Below are 17119 nucleotides of genomic sequence, written 5' to 3'. Positions count from 1 at the left end.
TGTTGTCGCATTTTCCGAGTCATCGGCCGTGAATGGCCGATTTGAAAATGCTGGTGAGTTTGAAGGAGTTGCCCCCATGTTGATCGCCCTGTTCCCCGGAGATGGCATCGGTCCCGAGATCGTCGCTCAGGCGAAGCGCGTGCTGGATGCGCTGGCGATCCCCGGCATCACCTATGAGGAAGGCCTGGTGGGCGGCGCGGCCTACAAGGCGGTCGGCCATCCGTTGCCGCCGGAAACGCTGGACCTCGCCAGGCGCGCCGATGCGGTCCTGTTCGGCGCGGTGGGCGATCCGGATTGCGACTCGCTGGAGCGGCATCTGCGCCCGGAACAGGCGATATTGGGCCTGCGCAAGGAACTCGGCCTCTTCTCCAACCTGCGCCCGGCCAAGGTCTTCCCCGAACTGGCCGATGCCTCCGCGCTCAAGAAGGAGGTGGCAAGCGCCATCGACCTGTTGATCGTGCGCGAAACCAATGGCGACGTCTATTTCGGTGAGAAGGGCATGCGCAAGACGCCCGAAGGCCTGCGCGAAGGCTATGACATCATGTCCTATAATGAGGAGCAGGTGCGCAAGATCGCCCATAGCGGTTTCCAGGCGGCACGCGCGCGCCGGGGCAAGCTCTGCTCGGTGGACAAGGCCAATGTACTGGAAACCAGCCAGCTCTGGCGCGATGTGGTGATCGAGGTGTCGGCGGACTATCCCGATGTCGCCTTGAGCCATATGTATGTCGACAATGCCGCGATGCAGCTCGTGCGCAATCCTGGTCAGTTCGACGTGATCGTCACCGGCAATATGTTTGGGGACATCCTTTCCGATCAGGCGAGCATGTGCGTCGGCTCCATCGGCATGTTGGCTTCGGCCACGCTCAACGACAGCAATCAGGGCCTGTATGAGCCGATCCACGGCTCCGCGCCCGATATTGCCGGGCAGGGCAAGGCCAATCCGCTGGCAACGGTCCTGTCGGCGGGGATGATGCTGCGCTACTCGCTGAACTTGGCCGATCAGGCCGACCGCATCGAAGCCGCCGTCGCCAAGGCGCTCGCCAATGGCGCGCGCAGCTTCGATCTGGGCGGCACGATGAGCACGGTCGAAATGGGCGATGCCGTGCTGGCGGCGCTGGTCTGAATATTGGGGTCTGAGGGTAAGCACATGAAGCGCAAGAGCGGGCAGAACCCCGAAATCACCAAGCACTGGCGTCCGGCCACTCTGGCGGTGCGCGGCGGCAGCGCGCGCAGCGAATGGGGGGAAACCTCCGAAGCGCTGTTCCTGACCAGCGGCTATAGCTATGACCGGGCGGAAGACGCCGCGATGCGCTTCGCGGGCGAGCAGCAGGGCATGACCTATTCCCGCCTCCAAAATCCTACGGTGGAGATGCTGGAACAGCGCATCGCTTTGCTGGAAGGCGCCGAAGCCTGTCGCGCGACCGCGACCGGCATGGCGGCGATGACGGCGGCCCTGCTCTGCCAGCTTTCGGTGGGCGACCATGTGGTGGCGGGCAAGGCGCTGTTCGGTTCCTGCCGCTGGCTGACCGACACGTTGCTGCCCAAGTTCGGGATCGAGGCGACCACCGTCGACGCGACCGACAATGCGGCGTGGGAAGCGGCGATCCGCCCCAACACCAAGGCCTTCTTCTTCGAGACGCCCGCCAACCCGACCATGGATGTGGCGGACCTCGCTGCGATCTGCGGCATTGCGAAGGCGCATGGCATCGTCAGCGTCGTAGACAATGCCTTTGCGACGCCCGCGCTCCAGCGGCCGATGGAATTCGGGGCGGACGTGGTGGCCTACAGCGCGACCAAGATGATGGACGGGCAGGGCCGCGTTCTGGCGGGCGCGATCTGCGGCACTGAAGATTTCATCATCAACACGCTGCTGCCGTTCCACCGCAACACCGGGCCGACCCTCAGCGCCTTCAACGCCTGGGTGGTGCTGAAGGGACTGGAGACGCTCGACCTGCGCATCCGCCGCCAGAGCGAGAATGCGCTCAAGGTCGCCAAATTCCTTGAGGGGCGCGTGGCGAAGGTGCTCTATCCGGGCCTCGAAAGCCATCCGCAGCACGCCCTCGCCATGAAACAGATGGAGATGGCCGGTCCCATCTTCTCGCTCTATGTCGGCGGCGGCCGCGCGGAGGCGCACGGCCTGCTCAACGGCCTCGAACTGGTCGACATCAGCAATAATATCGGTGACTCGCGCTCGCTGATGACGCACCCGGCCTCCACCACCCATTATGGCATGGCGGAAACGGCGCGGCTGGAGGTCGGCATCACCGAGGATATGCTGCGCCTCAATGTCGGCCTGGAAGACCCGGACGATGTGATCGAGGATCTCGATCGCGCGTTGAAGTCGATAGGCCGTTGACGGATAAGGGGTGAAAGGCGCATTTCTTACCTTGTGAACGCACTTTTCCCCTTCCACGCGACCACGCGCGACATCAACGTGCATGTGGCCGTCACCTTCCTGCCCGAACAGTCGGAGCCGGACCGGGGCCGATGGTTCTGGGCCTATCATATCCGCATAGAAAATGACGGGAACCAGCCGGTTCAACTGCTGACCCGTCACTGGATCATTACCGATGGGCGGGGCACGCAGCATCGGGTCGATGGAGATGGCGTCGTGGGGGAACAGCCAGTGGTGCAGCCGGGCAGAAGCTATGATTATGTGTCGGGCTGCCCGCTCAACACGCCGACGGGTTCGATGAAGGGCCATTATCACATGATCGGCGCGAGCGGCGAGACGTTCGACATCGCCATCCCCCATTTCGCGCTGATCGCGCCGGCGGTGGCTGAATGAAGCGTACCCATTTGCCGTTGAACGGCCTGCGCGTGCTGGATGCGGCGGCGCGGCACCTGTCCTTCACCCGCGCGGCCGATGAACTGGCCGTGACCCCTGCTGCCGTGGGTCAGCAGATCCGCGCCCTGGAAGATCTGCTGGGCGTCGTGCTGTTCCGCCGCACGCCCAAGGGGTTGGAACTCACTCCTGAAACCGAGGCGGGCCTTTCAGCCCTGCGCGCCGGTTTCCTGGAGTTTGAGGAGGCGGTGCGGGCCATGCAGGCGGGCCAGTCCAGCTCCTCGCTCACCATCGCGGCGCCACGCGACCTCACCGCCAAATGGCTCCAGCCGCGCCTCGCGGGCTATGCGGCCAGCCAGCCCGACCTCAAATTCGCGCTGGTCGCGGCGGATGAGACGCTGGACTTCACTGAAGCCAATCTCGACCTTGCCCTGCGCCTTGCCGAAGGGCCGGGCGAGAATGAAGGCATCAAGCTGGGTGAAGCGTCCTTCGTCACCATCGAAGCAGCCGGGGGCGGCCCCGACCACCGCATCGAATGGCCCGGCTGTCCCAAGGGAGACGCGCCCGCGACGATCCGCGTGGCCGATGCGGGGCTGGCGATCGAAGCGGCGGCCAACGGCTTCGGCCATGCCTGCGTGCCCTTTTTGCTGGCGCAGGCGGATATAGCCGCGGGACGGGTCCGGCAGGTCGGTGATCCGGCGCCTTCGCCGCTGGCCTATTGGCTGATCGCGCCGCTGCCGCAATGGCGGCAGAAGAAGGTCAAGGCTCTGGTCGAGGCGCTGACCGGGTAGCGCCGGTCCGCGCTTGCACTTTCTTAAGACTGTTGGGCGTAGAGTGTTTTCGAAGCAGATGGTATCATCTGCTGGCTTGGAAAACGCGTAAAATCAAAAGACTAGAGCATTCGAGCTGATGCAATCGGATCGGAATCCGCTCTAGCATCCATCGGCAAGGGATTGTGTAGGGAGAGTGGCCTTGAGCGGCGGCAAGAGGGTCTGGATGATGCGGGGCGCTTTGCTGCTCTGCCTTGCGGCGCCATTGCACGCGCAGGCGCCCTATGTGCCGGACATTACCGAAGCGCGGGAAAAGGAATGGCGCAAGCTGGTGGCGGCATCCCAGGCGGCCTATGCCTTGGGCAAGCCCGCAGACGGCATCGATCCGGCGCGCAAGGGTTTGGCGCTGGCCGATGAACTGTTCGGCGCGGATGATCCCCGCACGCTGATTTCCGCAAACGACCTGGCGCTGCAACTGGATTCGACCGGACATTATCGGGAGGCGGAGAGCCTGTACCGGCGCGTCTTCGACAGCTATTTGCGGACGCGGGGGGAGGATGATCCCAACACCCAGCTTGCCGTGGAAAATCTGGTCGATTTCTATGTGGCGCGCAAACGCTATGACGCGGCGGGGCCGCTGGCCGATTATGCGCTGCGCAGTTTTCGGCGGACCACCGGCTCGGGCAGCACGCGCAGCCAGCGGATGGAACAGATCGTCGCCGCCATATCGCAGCCTGTTGCCGCCCCATCGGCGTCTGCGGAATCCGCAGCCACCAAGGGCGCGACAATGGATAGCGCCGATCCGGCAGCAACGCCCGTGCCGGAACTGGCGCCCCATGTGGATAACGTGGAAAAAACACCTGCAACGGCAATGGAATCGATAGACGAAAAGCGTCCATGAGGACCGATATGCTTGCATTTTCGTCACATCGTCTTGAAAATTAACCTTGGATATAAGTCATCGGGTTAATTGTTAAAAATATCGCACCCGCTATTCCTGATTCTCATCGGAGGGGGGTTGATTTTCCATAGCTTATCGCCAGTCACAGGCCGACTGGACGAAGCCGGGGAAAGGAAAACACGGCTCCGTAAAGATAAGCCTATGGGTCGCAATTCGGGCGGGCGGCTGGCTGTATAAGCCGGTCGCCCGTTTCCATATCCGCTCGAGCGGGATTTCGGGCTGATCGACCAGCGCCGATGCGCCTTTCCGATAAGTTTCGAAGCCGAACCGCACACAGCTTCCGGAAGAGCCAAAAGCCAATCGACTCGTCCGAGTCGCATATGTCGTAAGCCTTGTTTGTTAACCAAACCCAAGTTCAGCATAGGCTGAAGGATATGCATGGCTGATAAAAACTATATCTTTAGTAATAGACCTTAAGTTATTTTTCAGTCCCTATCGCATTAAAATGGTTAACAAAACTGGAATCTGCGTGACTCATTTCGCACGGCGGCGAATAAGGTCAGCCATCGGGTCAGTAAAAACACAAAAGCAGATGGTTAATCCGGGGCGGCAGTCGACTTTGGCAAAGAGTCCTGCCGGCGGGAGAACGTTGACTAGGGGCAATAGCTGATCCGCTGATTGCCGCAATGTCGGGGAAGGCGCCAGGTCCGTATGCACCATGCATTCGGAGCGAGGCCTTCTGCGCGCTCCTTCCATGCCCCCATGGCGACAGGTGGGATGGACAATGGATTTCGAGCGCGACTGGAACAGCAAAGACACCGCCGACCATCAGCAGACCCTTCATCCTGAAGCGGCTGCTCTGGCCGCAAAGGGCAAGGCGGTCCATCCCGGCAAGATGCATCATGCGGACGTCGTTCGGACGGTCGCTCCCAATCCCGACGGCACCGTCGTGCTGCCCGCCGGAACCGACATCAACCAGATCGAGGTTTCCGGACGCAATCTGATCGTCCACCTGCCCGACGGCACCGACATGGTGATCCTGGACGGCGCGGTGGTCATGCCCCGCCTGGTCGTGGGCGATGTCGAAATTCCTTCGGTCAACCTGGCCGCCCTGCTGATCGGGGAAGAGCCCCAGCCTGCCGCGGGTCCGCCGCGCAGCTCCGGTGGCAATTTCCTCGGTCCGGACGGCAATGTGGGCGATCCTCATGGTCTGGGCGATCTGCTGCCGCCTACCGAATTGCTGTTCCCTCAGCCCGAAACGCGGGAAATCCTGCCGATCGCGCCCGATGAAGAACCGGAAGTCACCATCATCACGCCCGATCAGCCCACCGGCGCCACCGCCGCGACTGCTGGCGTGAGCGAAGCGGGCCTCCCTGCGCGCGGTAATGAACCGGCCGGTTCGGCGGCTGCCAGCGACAGCGAACGCACCACGGGCACGATCGCCATCACCGCCAATGACGGCCTGGCCGGCGTGACCATCAATGGCGTTGCGATCACGACGGTCGGTCAGACGGTCGTGACGCCGCTCGGCGTGCTGACCATCACTTCGATCGCGCAAGACGCCATCGGCTACAGCTATGTGCTGAGCGACAATGTCGTCGGCGCGCCGCCCGCCGAAGTCTTCACCGTTGTCGTCACCGACAATGACGGCGATCAGGCGAGCGCGACGCTGACCATTTCCATCGCGGACGATGCGCCGACCGCCGTCAACGACGTCGACAGCGTGACCGAAGACGGCCCGCTGGTCGCGGACGGCAACGTCCTGACCGGCAGCGGCGGCAGCGATGCGAACGCCACCGATGGCGTTGCCGACATCCAGGGCGCCGACGGTGCCGTAGTGTCGACCACCGGCACCTTTCAGGGGACTTACGGCACGCTGACGCTGACCGCGTCGGGCGGTTACAGCTATACGCTCGCCAACGGCAATGCGGCGGTGCAGTTCCTGGTGCCCGGCCAGACGCTGACCGACAGCTTCAGCTATACGATCACCGATGCCGATGGCGACACCTCCACGGCGACGCTGACCATCACCATCAACGGCGCGGACGATGGTATCACCATCACCGGCCTCAACGGCGCACCGGGGATCGAGGGCGCCGAAGTCATCGTGCTGGAAAATGACCTGTCGGACGGCAGCTCTCCCGACGCGGCGGCGCTCACCAAGACCGGCTCCTTCGGCGTCAATGGCGCTGATGGCCTGTCGGGCGTCACGGTCGGCGGCGTGTCGGTGCTGGCCAATGGCGCATTCGTCGCCGGGCAAGTGGTGACGACGCCGGTCGGCACACTGACCATCACCGGCTTCACCGCGACCGCTACGCAGGGTGGCGTGCCGACGGCCGGAACCTTCACCTACAGCTTCGTGCTGACCGACAACAGCCTGGGCCACAGCGGCGCAGGCGTGGACAGCATCCTGCAGAGCTTCGCCGTGGTGGCGACCGACCGCAACGGGTCGACCGCCAATGCCACGGTCGACGTGCAGATCGTCGATGACGTGCCGACCGCCAACAATGATGTCGATGGCGTCGCGGCTGGCACCTATGGCCCGGAAACCGGCAATGTCATCACCGGGGCGGGCACCGTCTCCGGCGCGGCCGGCGCCGACGTCAAGGGTGCGGACGGTGCCGTGGTGGCGACCACCGGCACCTTCGAGGGCGCCTATGGCACGCTGACGCTGAACGCCGACGGCAGCTACAGCTATGTCCGCGCGGCCGGAACGCCGGGCGGCGTGAGCGACAGCTTCAGTTACACGCTGCGCGACGGCGATGGCGACCTGTCCACCGCCACGCTGCGGATCGATATCGCCAATAGCGACGTCATGATCATCTCCATCCCGAAGGTGGGCGAGGGCACGATCGTCGACGAATCCGGCCTGACCGATCCGGTGGGCTCCAATGCGGGCAGCGGCGTCGACACCACGGACGGCACGATCACCTATACCGCGCCGGACGGTCCGGCGAGCGTCACCATCAACAATATCCCGATCACCAGCGTCGGGCAGGAAATCGTCACCGACAAGGGCATTTTGACGATCACCGGCATCAGCGAAGGCAGCATCGATTATAGCTACACGCTGACCACCAACACGACCGGCGACAATGTGACCGACAGCTTCGTGGTCACTGTCACCGACGTTGACGGCGACCAGGCGACCGACACGCTGACCATCACCATCATCGACGACGTGCCGACCGCGACCAACGACGCGGATTCGGTTCGCGAGGATGGTCCGCTGGTGGCTGACGGCAATGTCATCGCCGGTTCGGGCGGCGGCGACGCCAACGCAACGGACGGCAATGCCGACGTGCAGGGCGCCGACGGCGCGCATGTCAGCGCCATCGTCTTTGGCGAGACGGCTGGGACCGTCGGCGCGCCGCTGGCCGGGCTGTACGGATCGCTCGTGATCCAGGCGGACGGCAGCTATGCCTATACGCTGAACAATGAAAATGGCGTGGTCCAGGGTCTGGACAAGAACCAGACGCTGACCGAAACCTTCACCTACACGTTGACCGATGGCGACGGCGATCCGTCCAGCGCGACGATCACCATCACCATCCAGGGTAGCGACGATGGCGTGACCATCAACGGTCTGGACGGCGAGGGCGCTGAGGAAACCGTCCTCGAAAATGATCTGCCGGGGGGCAGCTCGGAAGATGCGGCGGCGCTGACCCAGACGGGCAGCTTCACCCTGTCCGCGCTGGACGGCGTGGCGACCATCACGGTCGGCGGCCAGCCGATCTTCGGCGCGAGCGGCTTCATCAGCGGCGTCACCCTGTCCAACGCCTATGGCACGCTCAGCATCACCGGCTTCACGCCGACCGTGGGCGCGGATGGCGATGTGATCGGCGGGACGGTCAGCTACAGCTATGTCCTCAACGACAATACGCTGCTGCACACCGGCGCGAACGATGGCAGCCTGACCGACAGCTTTGCGGTCGTCGTCACCGACACCGATGGGTCGACCGATAGCGCCAGCCTGGATATCCGCGTGGTCGACGACGTGCCGACGGCAGTGGACGACAGCGCGGGCCAGCTCACGGAAAATGCGGCGGTCACGATCGACGTTTTCGCCAATGACGTAGCCGGGGCCGACGGCGTCGACCTCGCCAGCGGGGTAGCTCTGGAAACCGGCGCGGCCAAAGGCACCGTCGTCTATCAGGGCAATGGCGTATTCCTCTACACGCCCAATGCGGGCGCGGAGGGCAGCGACAGCTTCACCTACACCATCACCGACGGCGATGGCGACAAGTCGACCGCCACGGTGACGATCAATCTGCTTCAGGATTCGACGCCGACCGTCACCGTGGCAGACATGACCGTGTCCGAAGCCGGCCTGCCCGGCGGCACGCAGGAGGACGGGAACAGCGAGACGGCGACCGGCTCCATGACCATCGCGACCGGCGGCGATACGCTGACCAAGGTCGAGGTGCAGGACAAGAACGGCGCCTGGATCGACGTGACGGCGGCCAATGCGGGAACGCCGGTGGTCGTCGCTGGCGCGGCGGGCATGCTGACCGTGACCTCCGATGGGGCGGGCCATTACAGCTACAGCTACACGCTGGCGGTCAATGATCCGATCCATCCCGACAATAACCCGCTGGATGGTGACGGCATCAGCGGCGCGGCCGATCCCAAGGCGGGCGACGCCTTCGCCGTGCGCGTGACCGACAGCGACGGCGATCTCTCGCCGGCCGATACGATCAATGTCACCGTGCTGGACGACGCGCCGATCGCGGCGCCCGACAGCGGTTCCGTGACCGAAGGCGACTCGCTGGTCGTCACGGCTGGCGACGGCGTGCTCCACAACGACCAGCCGGGCGCGGACGGCTATGCGCCGGGCGTGGTCGGCGTGGCCAAGGGCAGCGACGCGAGCACGTCCGTCAGCGGTGATGTCGGCACGGCGGTCGCGGGCGATTACGGCACGCTGACTCTCTTTGCCGACGGCAGCTATCGCTATGATGCGACGCCCAATGTCATCTCGGCCGACAAGCAGGATGTGTTCGTCTACACGATCCGCGATGCGGACGGCGATCTGGCGACGACGACGCTGACCATCAATGTCGCCAATGTCGCGCTGGCGGCGGACAATCAGACGAAGACGGTCTTTGAGGCGGCGCTGGACACCAGCATCACCGGCGACGACATCGCCGCTGGCAGCGTCACCGGCAGCACGCCGGGTCAGCCGACGGAAACGACGACGGGCCAGCTCAATGTCGTGGGCGCAGTCAGCTACACGCTGACCGGCCCGGCGACTGGCAGCCATGGCCAGCTTCTGCTCAACAGCGACGGCAGCTACACCTATACGCTGACCTCGCCGGTCGATGGCCCGACCGCCAATGACGGCGCCCTGCCGCTGGCGGGTGTGGAGGTCTTCACCTATCAGGCGGTCGACGGCTCCGGCAATATCGCCAACGGCACGATCACCATCGATGTGGTGGACGATATTCCGACGGCGGTGGACGACGCCGCCCAGACCGTGGCGGAGGACGGCGCCAATATCGGCGGCAACGTCCTGACCAACGACACGCAGGGGGCGGATGGCGCCACCCTGACCTCGGTCACGATCGGCGGCGTCACGACGGCGGTCAACGCCGAGGGCACAACCAATGTGAACACGGCCTACGGCGCCTATACCTTCACGGCGGCGGGGGCGTGGACCTTCAACCCGTCGACCAATCTCAACAATGCGAGCGGCGTCAGCGCGGGCTTCTCCTATGTCATCACCGATGGCGACGGCGACCAGTCGACCGCCGTGCAGCCGATCACTGTCACGGACGGCGCCGACCCAAGCGCAAGCGGGCCGGTCAGCCTGACGCTGGACGATCAGAATCTGGCGGGCGGCACCAGCTCCGGCAATCCGGACTCGACCAGCGGCACCATCACCTTCACGCCCGGTTCGGACGCGATCACCTCGATCGTGTTCGGCGGCACGGGCAGCCTGACCGGCGACCTGAACTGGGTGCGGGTATCCGACAATCAGATCACCGGTTCCGACGAGCGCGGCGTGGTGGTGACGCTGGACCTGTCGGTCGTCGGCAATGTCGCGACCGTCACGGCCACGCTCAACGACAATTACGACACGCATCCGGGCATCAATGTCGACGATCTGGTCGCGCTCGGATCGGTACAGGTGATCGCGCAGGACACCGATGGTGATACGGCCACCGGCACCGTCTCGGTCAGCGTATCCGACGATCTGCCGGTGGTCAGCGCCAATCCGGTGGTGCAACTGGACGACGACGCGCTGGGCGGCAATGCCAACGGCACGGGCGACGATGCGAACAGCGTCAACGCCACCGGCACGCTGGGGCATGACTATCGCGCTGATGGCGCGGGCGGCATCACCCTGCTCGGCACCGGCGCGCCAGCCGGCTTCACGTATGAAAGCAACGGCAGCGTGCTGCTGGTGAAGCAGGGCGGCACCACCGTTCTGACCGTGACGCTGACCGATCCGGTCGCCGGCACCTATTCGGTGGCGCAGAATGCCGCGATCGTCCACCCGCTCGGCGGTGACGAGAACAATGTCAGCTTCGACATCGCCTATCGGGTCACGGACGCCGACAATGATACGGCCACCGGCACGCTGACGATCAATGTCGATGACGACACGCCGGTTGCGGCCGACGATACCGACATCGTCAAGGAAGATGTGACGCTCAGCGCCAGCGGCAATGTGCTGACGGGCGTGGGCAGCGACGGCAATCCGGCGGGCGCGGACTCGCTGGGCGCCGACGGTCCGGCGGCGGGCGGCGCGGTGACGGCGGTCACTGGCGGTCCTATCGGCGGCAACGCGATCGGCAGCTATGGCACGCTCGTCCTGAATGCCTCGGGCGGCTATACCTATACGCTGAACAACGGCCTGGCGGCGGTCCAGCATCTGGACGACGGCCAGACGCTGACGGACAGCTTCACCTATACGATCACGGACGGCGACGGCGACAGCACCACGGCTGTGCTGCGCATCACCATCCAGGGCACCAATGACGCGCCGCAGGTCGGCAGCGGTGTTGCGGTTGTTTCGGAAGAGGGGCTGACCGGCGCCAATGCAGATAGCGCACCCGGCCTGCCGAACGACACCACCAATGCGACGGTGGCGACCGGCACGATCACCGCGAGCGACGTGGACGGCGACGGCATCAGCATGACGCTGGACAATCCGGGCGCGGTGCTGACCGCCGACGGCCTGCCCGTCACCTGGAGCGGCGTCGGTACGCAGACGCTGACCGGCTCGGTCGGCGCGGTGCCGGTGATCACGATCACCATCACCAATGGCGGCGCCTATACGGTGACGCTGCTGCAGTCGGTCGATCATAGCGGCATCAATGTTGAGGATGTGAAGAACTTCCTGGTCCCCGTGAACGTCAGCGACGGCACCGCCACGGTCGCCACCAGCATCGCCGTCACGATCGAGGATGACAGCCCGATCGCCGTCGACGACAATGTGACGACCATCGAAAAGGCGGCTGCCTCCACCGGCAATGTCCTCACCAACGACCATGTCGGCGCGGACACGCCTGGCGCCGTCGTATCGGTCGGCGGCAACGCCATCGCCCTGGGCGGTAGCCAGACGATCGTCGGCGCCTATGGCACGTTGCAGCTATTCTCCGACGGCAGCTACATCTACACGCCCAAGGTTTCGGTGCCTTCGGGATCGTTCGACAGCTTCACCTATGTCATGCGCGATGCCGACAATGACACGGCCAGCGCGACGCTGAAGTTCACCTTCCAGGGCGACGCGAACAAGCCGACGGCGGACAACACCGCCGCCAAGCTGGATGATGACGGCCTGACCGGCGGCAACGCGGCCAGCACGACCGGCGACGTCGACGCCAATGTGGGCGACAACGGCTTGGCCGGCCCCAGCGAGGCGAGCTACAGCGGCACCTTGCCCTTCACCTTCGGCGCCGACGGCGGCGGCAGCGTGAGCTTCGCCAATCTGAACGGCACGACCGGCACGGTTGGTACGGATACCGTATCCTATAGCTGGAACGGCACGACCAACACGCTGACCGCGACCATTACGACGGTCGGTGGCCGGGGCACGCCGCTGTTCCAGGTCGTCGTCAATCCGACGACCGGCGCCTATACGGTGACATTGCTCGACAATGTGCTGCACGCGGCCGGCGGGAATGAGAATGACGCCTCGGTCAGCCTCAATTTCCTGGTCACCGACAGCGACTATAACGCTACGACCAACCCGACATCCTCGGCCATCGGGCAGCTCAACATCTCGTTCAACGACGACATGCCCAGCGCCTTCACGCCGGCGGCGGGATCGGTGGCGAACAATGACAGTCCGGCGACGGCCTTCAACCTCAACTTCGCCAACGTGGCGGGCGCCGATGGCGTCGGCAATGCGCTGTTCACCGTCACCGACGGCGCGCCCGCCAAGGATACCAGCGGCGCGACGCTGCGCCTGGCCGGCGAAGACCTGTTCATCTTCGGCAACGGCACGAATGTGCTGACGGCGAAGACGGCGGACGGCGACATCGGCTACACCATCACGCTTCAGCCGGGGACGGACAAATATGTGTTCGACCTTTACGGCACGATCACCAACGGCAGCGAGATTTCGATCAGCAGCTTCAGCGCGGCGAAGGCGGGCAACACCGACTATCGTGGCCTGGGCGTCGATACCACCGATGCCATTGACGTGCTGTTCTCCGGCCGCAGCGCTTCGGGCGCCCGGGGATCGGTCAACACGGACAGCGACTCGATCGGCGTCGACAACCAGTCGGTCAATCCCGACGAGGCGGTGCGCATCGACCTCATCAAGACGCTGGTCGGCAACCCCGCCACCACCACCGGCTTCGCCTATGCCGATCATCAGAGCGTCATCAGCTTCGAGCAGAATATCGCTCAGGTCGGCGGCAATCCCAACAATACGGTGTCGATCAAGGTCACGGCCATCGATGCCGACAACGACCAGGATTTGGGCTTCTCGTCCGCGACGCCAGAGACAGGCGAAAGCTTCGTCCCGATCGCCAAGGTGATCGTGACCGATGTGAGCACGGGCAATATCTACACCTTCACCGGCACAGGCTCGCAGGGCAGCATCGGCGTGACATTCGCTTCAGGCAGCGTCACCATCTCTGGCCTGCAGGTAAACGACAAATATGAGATTGTCGGAACCAAGGGCTTCGATGCGGTGCTGGTGGAATCGCCGCACGTCAACAACCCCTTCGACCTTGGCGTGTTCTCGGTCGAGACGCTGAACAGCGGCGCCCCGATCAACATCAACCACGCCATCGTCGCTTCGGATGCTGACGGCGACAGCGTCAACAGCTCGGTCAGCGTGACGCTGACTCCGGTCGCTGTTCCCCCGGTCGCCATCGATCTCGACGGGGACGGGCTGGAGTTTGTCGGCCTGTCGAGCGGCGTGACCCATGATTATGGTCATGGCGAGGTTGCGACGGCCTGGGTGTCTTCCGATGACGGCCTGCTCGCCCATGCGACGGGTGGCAGCTATGACATCGTCTTTGCCGACGACGCGCCCGGCGCGGCGAGCGATCTGGACGGCCTGCGCCTTGCCTATGACAGCAATGGCGACGGCGTGTTCGATGCCAAGGATGCGGCATTCGCTGAATTCGGCGTGTGGCAGGACGCAAACGGCAATGGCGTGGTCGACGCGGGCGAATTCAAGTCGCTCACCGATGCGGGCATTGCCGCGATCGAACTGAACGCCGACGGCAAGAGCTACACCGCCGCCAATGGCGACGTCACCGTGCTGGGCGAAGCAAGCTTCGTCCGCACCGACGGCACCAAGGGCACGATTGGCGACGTGCTGTTTGCGACCGGCGCCAAGGAAAGCGACGCCAGCAAGACGGAGAGCACGGCCAGCGGCTTCAACCAGGCGCTGGTAGCGGCCAGCCTGGTCGCGGTGGCGGGCGCAACCGCGACCACCACCGAGGAGCAGCCCGCGCCGACCGCGACCGATAGCGCCGCGCCGGTCACGGAAACCGCGCCGGCCGCCACGGTCACGGCCGAGCCGACCACGACGCAGGAAGACTCGTCGACCAAGATCGCGGCAACAGACGACAAGGCGACGCATGAGCAGCCCGCCGCGCCGGCCAGCCATGGCGGCGAGGAAGCCGCGCCCGAGCATGCTACCCTGTCCGGCGGCGGCGATGCGCATGCCGCAGCAACCGAAACGGCTGAGGCGCCTCAGCCCGATCTGGGCGGTCATCAGGGTCTGCTGGCGCAGTCGATCGACCTGCCGCCTGTCTTTGACGGCAATGCGGCGGCGGTTCTGGCGGCCCAGCAGGCGGCTCCCGCTGCGAATGCGGCCGAGGTCGTGAAGGAGGCGCTGGGCGCCCATGATGTGCCGAATATCGATGCGCTGCTGGCCGCCCTGCCGGGTGGCGAGCATGTCGCCGCGCCCTTCCTCCTCAACCCGGTAGCGGGCGAGGCGATGGACAGCGGGCATCTGGCAGCGGCCACCGCCATCTTCGACGCGGCGATGGTGGCGCATGAAGCGATGGCGGTCGCCCATGGCTGATTTTGGGGCTGATCTGGAAATTTTCTCGCGGGGAATTTTGGGGAGAGTGAATATGCGAAATGCGTTGGAAAGGGCGGCGGCCGTCGGGCTGGTGACTGCCATGCTGACGACGACTGCGGCCTGGGCGGCGCCTGCTTCGCCCTTGCTGCAACTCGGCAAGTCCGAACTGAGGGATGCGCTGACCAGCCGTTACGACACGGCGGTCAAGGCTGTGGGCGACGCCAGCGTGCGTGCGGCCCAGGACAGCCGCTGGACCTACGCCGTCGAGGCGAAGAACCAGTGCGGCATCGCCATCGGTTTCATCAAATCCGGCACGAAGGATGCGGACAGCATCAACAAGTGCGACGACTTTGTGGCACGCCTTTCGGCGCCGCCACCGCCGCCGGTGTCGGCAGCTTCAGCCCCACCCGCGCTGGACTGTACGGCACCGGCGGTGTCCATCTTCTTCGACTGGAACATGGACACCCCGCTTTCCGAAGGAGCGAGCACCATCTCCACGCTGACGCAGACGGCGGCGCAATGCGGCTGGAAGCGCTTCGGCGTCACCGGCTACACCGATACCTCGGGCGGCACCCGCTATAATGACGGTCTGTCGCTGCGCCGGGCGCAGAATGTCGCCAGCCTGATGAGCCAGGGGGGCATCGCCACGGATGCCATGACCGTCAACGGTCTGGGCGAAACCCAGTTGAAGATCGAAACCGCAGATGGTGTGCGCGAACCGATGAATCGTCGGGTCGAAATCACCGCCAGCGCGAATTAAGGGGAAGAAGGCATGACTATCATGCGCAAGACATGCGGCAGCCTGATCGCCCTTTGTGCGGCGGCGATGGTTAGCACGGGCTGGGCCCAGACCACCGATCTCAAGAGCGCGATCGCCGCGGCGATCGACAGCCATCCGGAGATCAACCAGGCGATCCAGAACAAGGAAGCGATCGAGTTCGAACGCGAACAGGCGCAGGGTCTTTACCTGCCCCGCGTCAGCGTCGAGGGATCGGCTGGCGTCCGCCGTCTGGAAAACGACACCCGCCGCGCCCTCAACCTTGACAACCAGACGCTCTGGCCGCTGGAAGCGAGCGTGCGGGCCGAAGAGACCGTCTGGGACTCCGGCTATCGCAGCGCGGAAAAGCGGCGGCAGGCAGCGCGGACCGATGGCGCAGCCCTGCGCGTCGGTGAACGCTCGCAGTTCGTGGCGCTGAACGTCACCCGCCAATATCTCGACTATATGCTCCAGCAGCGGGTCGTGGCGGCGGCGGACGACAATATCGCCTTCCACCGCAAGTTGCTGGGCGATTTGGGCGAAGGCGTGACCAAGGGGTCGATCAGCATCGCTGACCAGCAGCAGGCCGAAGAACGGCTGCAAGCCGCCCTCGTCCGCAAGAGCGAGGCGGAGCAGGACATGACCAATGCGGCCATCCAGTTCCGCACGCTGACCGGCCTGTCGATCGATCAGGTCACCATGCCCGATCCGGTGATGAGCGCGGTGCCGCCGACGCTGGACGAAGCCATTGCCGCCGCGCGCACCAACAATCCGCTGGTGCGTGAGGCAGAAGCCGATATTCAGGCGGCCCATGCCGTAGTGGATGAGGCCAAGTCCGAGCTCGGGCCGACGGTCTCGCTGGAAGGAACCGGCCGCGTCGGTCAGGATGTGGACGGCTTCAAGGGCAACACCAACGACATTCAGGGCCGGGTGGTCGTGCGCTGGCAGCTCTATAATGGCGGCATCAACCGGGCGAAGGTCCAGGAAATGACTCGCCGGTCGAGCGAAGCGCGTTTTCGCTTGAGCCAGCGCCAGCGCGAGGCGGAGGAAGATGTCCGCACCGCCTGGAATCGCTGGGACACGGAAAAGAAGCGCGTTACCGACCTGTCGCGGCAGGGCACGGTGTCCGACGGGCTGCTGGTGTCCTATCGCGAGCAGTTCAATGTCGGGCGGCGCTCGTTGCTGGACGTTCTGGATAGCCAGAACACCCGCTTCAACACGCAGGTGCGGACCGAGACGGCGCGTTTTTCCGAGATTTTCGCGCAATATCAGATCCTGGCTGCCACCAACACGCTTCTCGATACTCTGGGCATAGCGGCACCTTCGGGCGCAAACCCCTATGCGCGGAAGAAATATGATGTCCCAGATTTGCCGCCCGCTGAATTGCAGCGGCGGCGTTATCCGGGCTAAG

Annotated in this window: 8 protein-coding genes; all 8 read left to right on the top strand. The window is 64.6% G+C overall.

What is annotated here, in order from left to right; genetic code table 11:
* Nucleotides 1-76: 76 nt before the first annotated feature.
* Nucleotides 77-1123 (top strand): 3-isopropylmalate dehydrogenase, encoded by a 1047-nt coding sequence (gene leuB / locus HHL26_RS08145; protein WP_066556203.1) that lies wholly within the window; start codon nucleotides 77-79, stop codon nucleotides 1121-1123.
* Between the two features lie 24 nt (nucleotides 1124-1147).
* On the top strand, nucleotides 1148-2356 hold the full coding sequence (locus HHL26_RS08140) for an aminotransferase class I/II-fold pyridoxal phosphate-dependent enzyme (protein ID WP_066556204.1): 1209 nt from the start codon (nucleotides 1148-1150) through the stop codon (nucleotides 2354-2356).
* Between the two features lie 33 nt (nucleotides 2357-2389).
* A complete protein-coding gene (gene apaG / locus HHL26_RS08135; protein WP_066556206.1) occupies nucleotides 2390-2788 on the top strand; it encodes a Co2+/Mg2+ efflux protein ApaG in 399 nt (132 codons plus the stop codon).
* The gene (locus HHL26_RS08130; RefSeq protein WP_066556208.1) at nucleotides 2785-3576 is read left to right on the top strand and encodes a LysR family transcriptional regulator; all 792 of its coding nucleotides are present in this window, start codon (nucleotides 2785-2787) and stop codon (nucleotides 3574-3576) included. The genes apaG and HHL26_RS08130 overlap by 4 nt, the downstream gene beginning before the upstream one ends.
* A 181-nt stretch (nucleotides 3577-3757) precedes the next feature.
* Nucleotides 3758-4456, top strand: coding sequence for a tetratricopeptide repeat protein (locus HHL26_RS08125; protein WP_066556210.1), 699 nt, complete (start codon nucleotides 3758-3760; stop codon nucleotides 4454-4456).
* Nucleotides 4457-5240: 784 nt separating this feature from the next.
* Nucleotides 5241-14951, top strand: coding sequence for a VCBS domain-containing protein (locus HHL26_RS08120; protein ID WP_066556214.1), 9711 nt, complete (start codon nucleotides 5241-5243; stop codon nucleotides 14949-14951).
* A 52-nt stretch (nucleotides 14952-15003) separates the two neighbouring features.
* Nucleotides 15004-15711: an OmpA family protein gene (locus tag HHL26_RS08115; protein WP_197672775.1), complete on the top strand. Its 708-nt coding sequence runs from the start codon at nucleotides 15004-15006 to the stop codon at nucleotides 15709-15711.
* 12 nt (nucleotides 15712-15723) lie between these two features.
* Nucleotides 15724-17118, top strand: coding sequence for a TolC family protein (locus HHL26_RS08110; RefSeq protein WP_066556215.1), 1395 nt, complete (start codon nucleotides 15724-15726; stop codon nucleotides 17116-17118).
* Nucleotide 17119: the final 1 nt, after the last annotated feature.

This window comes from Sphingobium sp. TB-6, assembly GCF_012927365.1.
Lineage (GTDB): Bacteria > Pseudomonadota > Alphaproteobacteria > Sphingomonadales > Sphingomonadaceae > Sphingobium.
Note: the sequence above shows the minus strand (reverse complement) of the source record. Positions and strands in the feature narration are given on the sequence as shown.

Bases quoted from the DNA above. Each gene is read 5' to 3' on its own strand.
- leuB (WP_066556203.1), top strand. From the start codon at position 77: ATGTTGATCGCCCTGTTCCCCGGAGATGGCATCGGTCCCGAGATCGTC.
- HHL26_RS08140 (WP_066556204.1), top strand. From the start codon at position 1,148: ATGAAGCGCAAGAGCGGGCAGAACCCCGAAATCACCAAGCACTGGCGT.
- HHL26_RS08130 (WP_066556208.1), top strand. From the start codon at position 2,785: ATGAAGCGTACCCATTTGCCGTTGAACGGCCTGCGCGTGCTGGATGCG.
- HHL26_RS08120 (WP_066556214.1), top strand. From the start codon at position 5,241: ATGGATTTCGAGCGCGACTGGAACAGCAAAGACACCGCCGACCATCAG.
- HHL26_RS08115 (WP_197672775.1), top strand. From the start codon at position 15,004: ATGCGAAATGCGTTGGAAAGGGCGGCGGCCGTCGGGCTGGTGACTGCC.
- HHL26_RS08110 (WP_066556215.1), top strand. From the start codon at position 15,724: ATGACTATCATGCGCAAGACATGCGGCAGCCTGATCGCCCTTTGTGCG.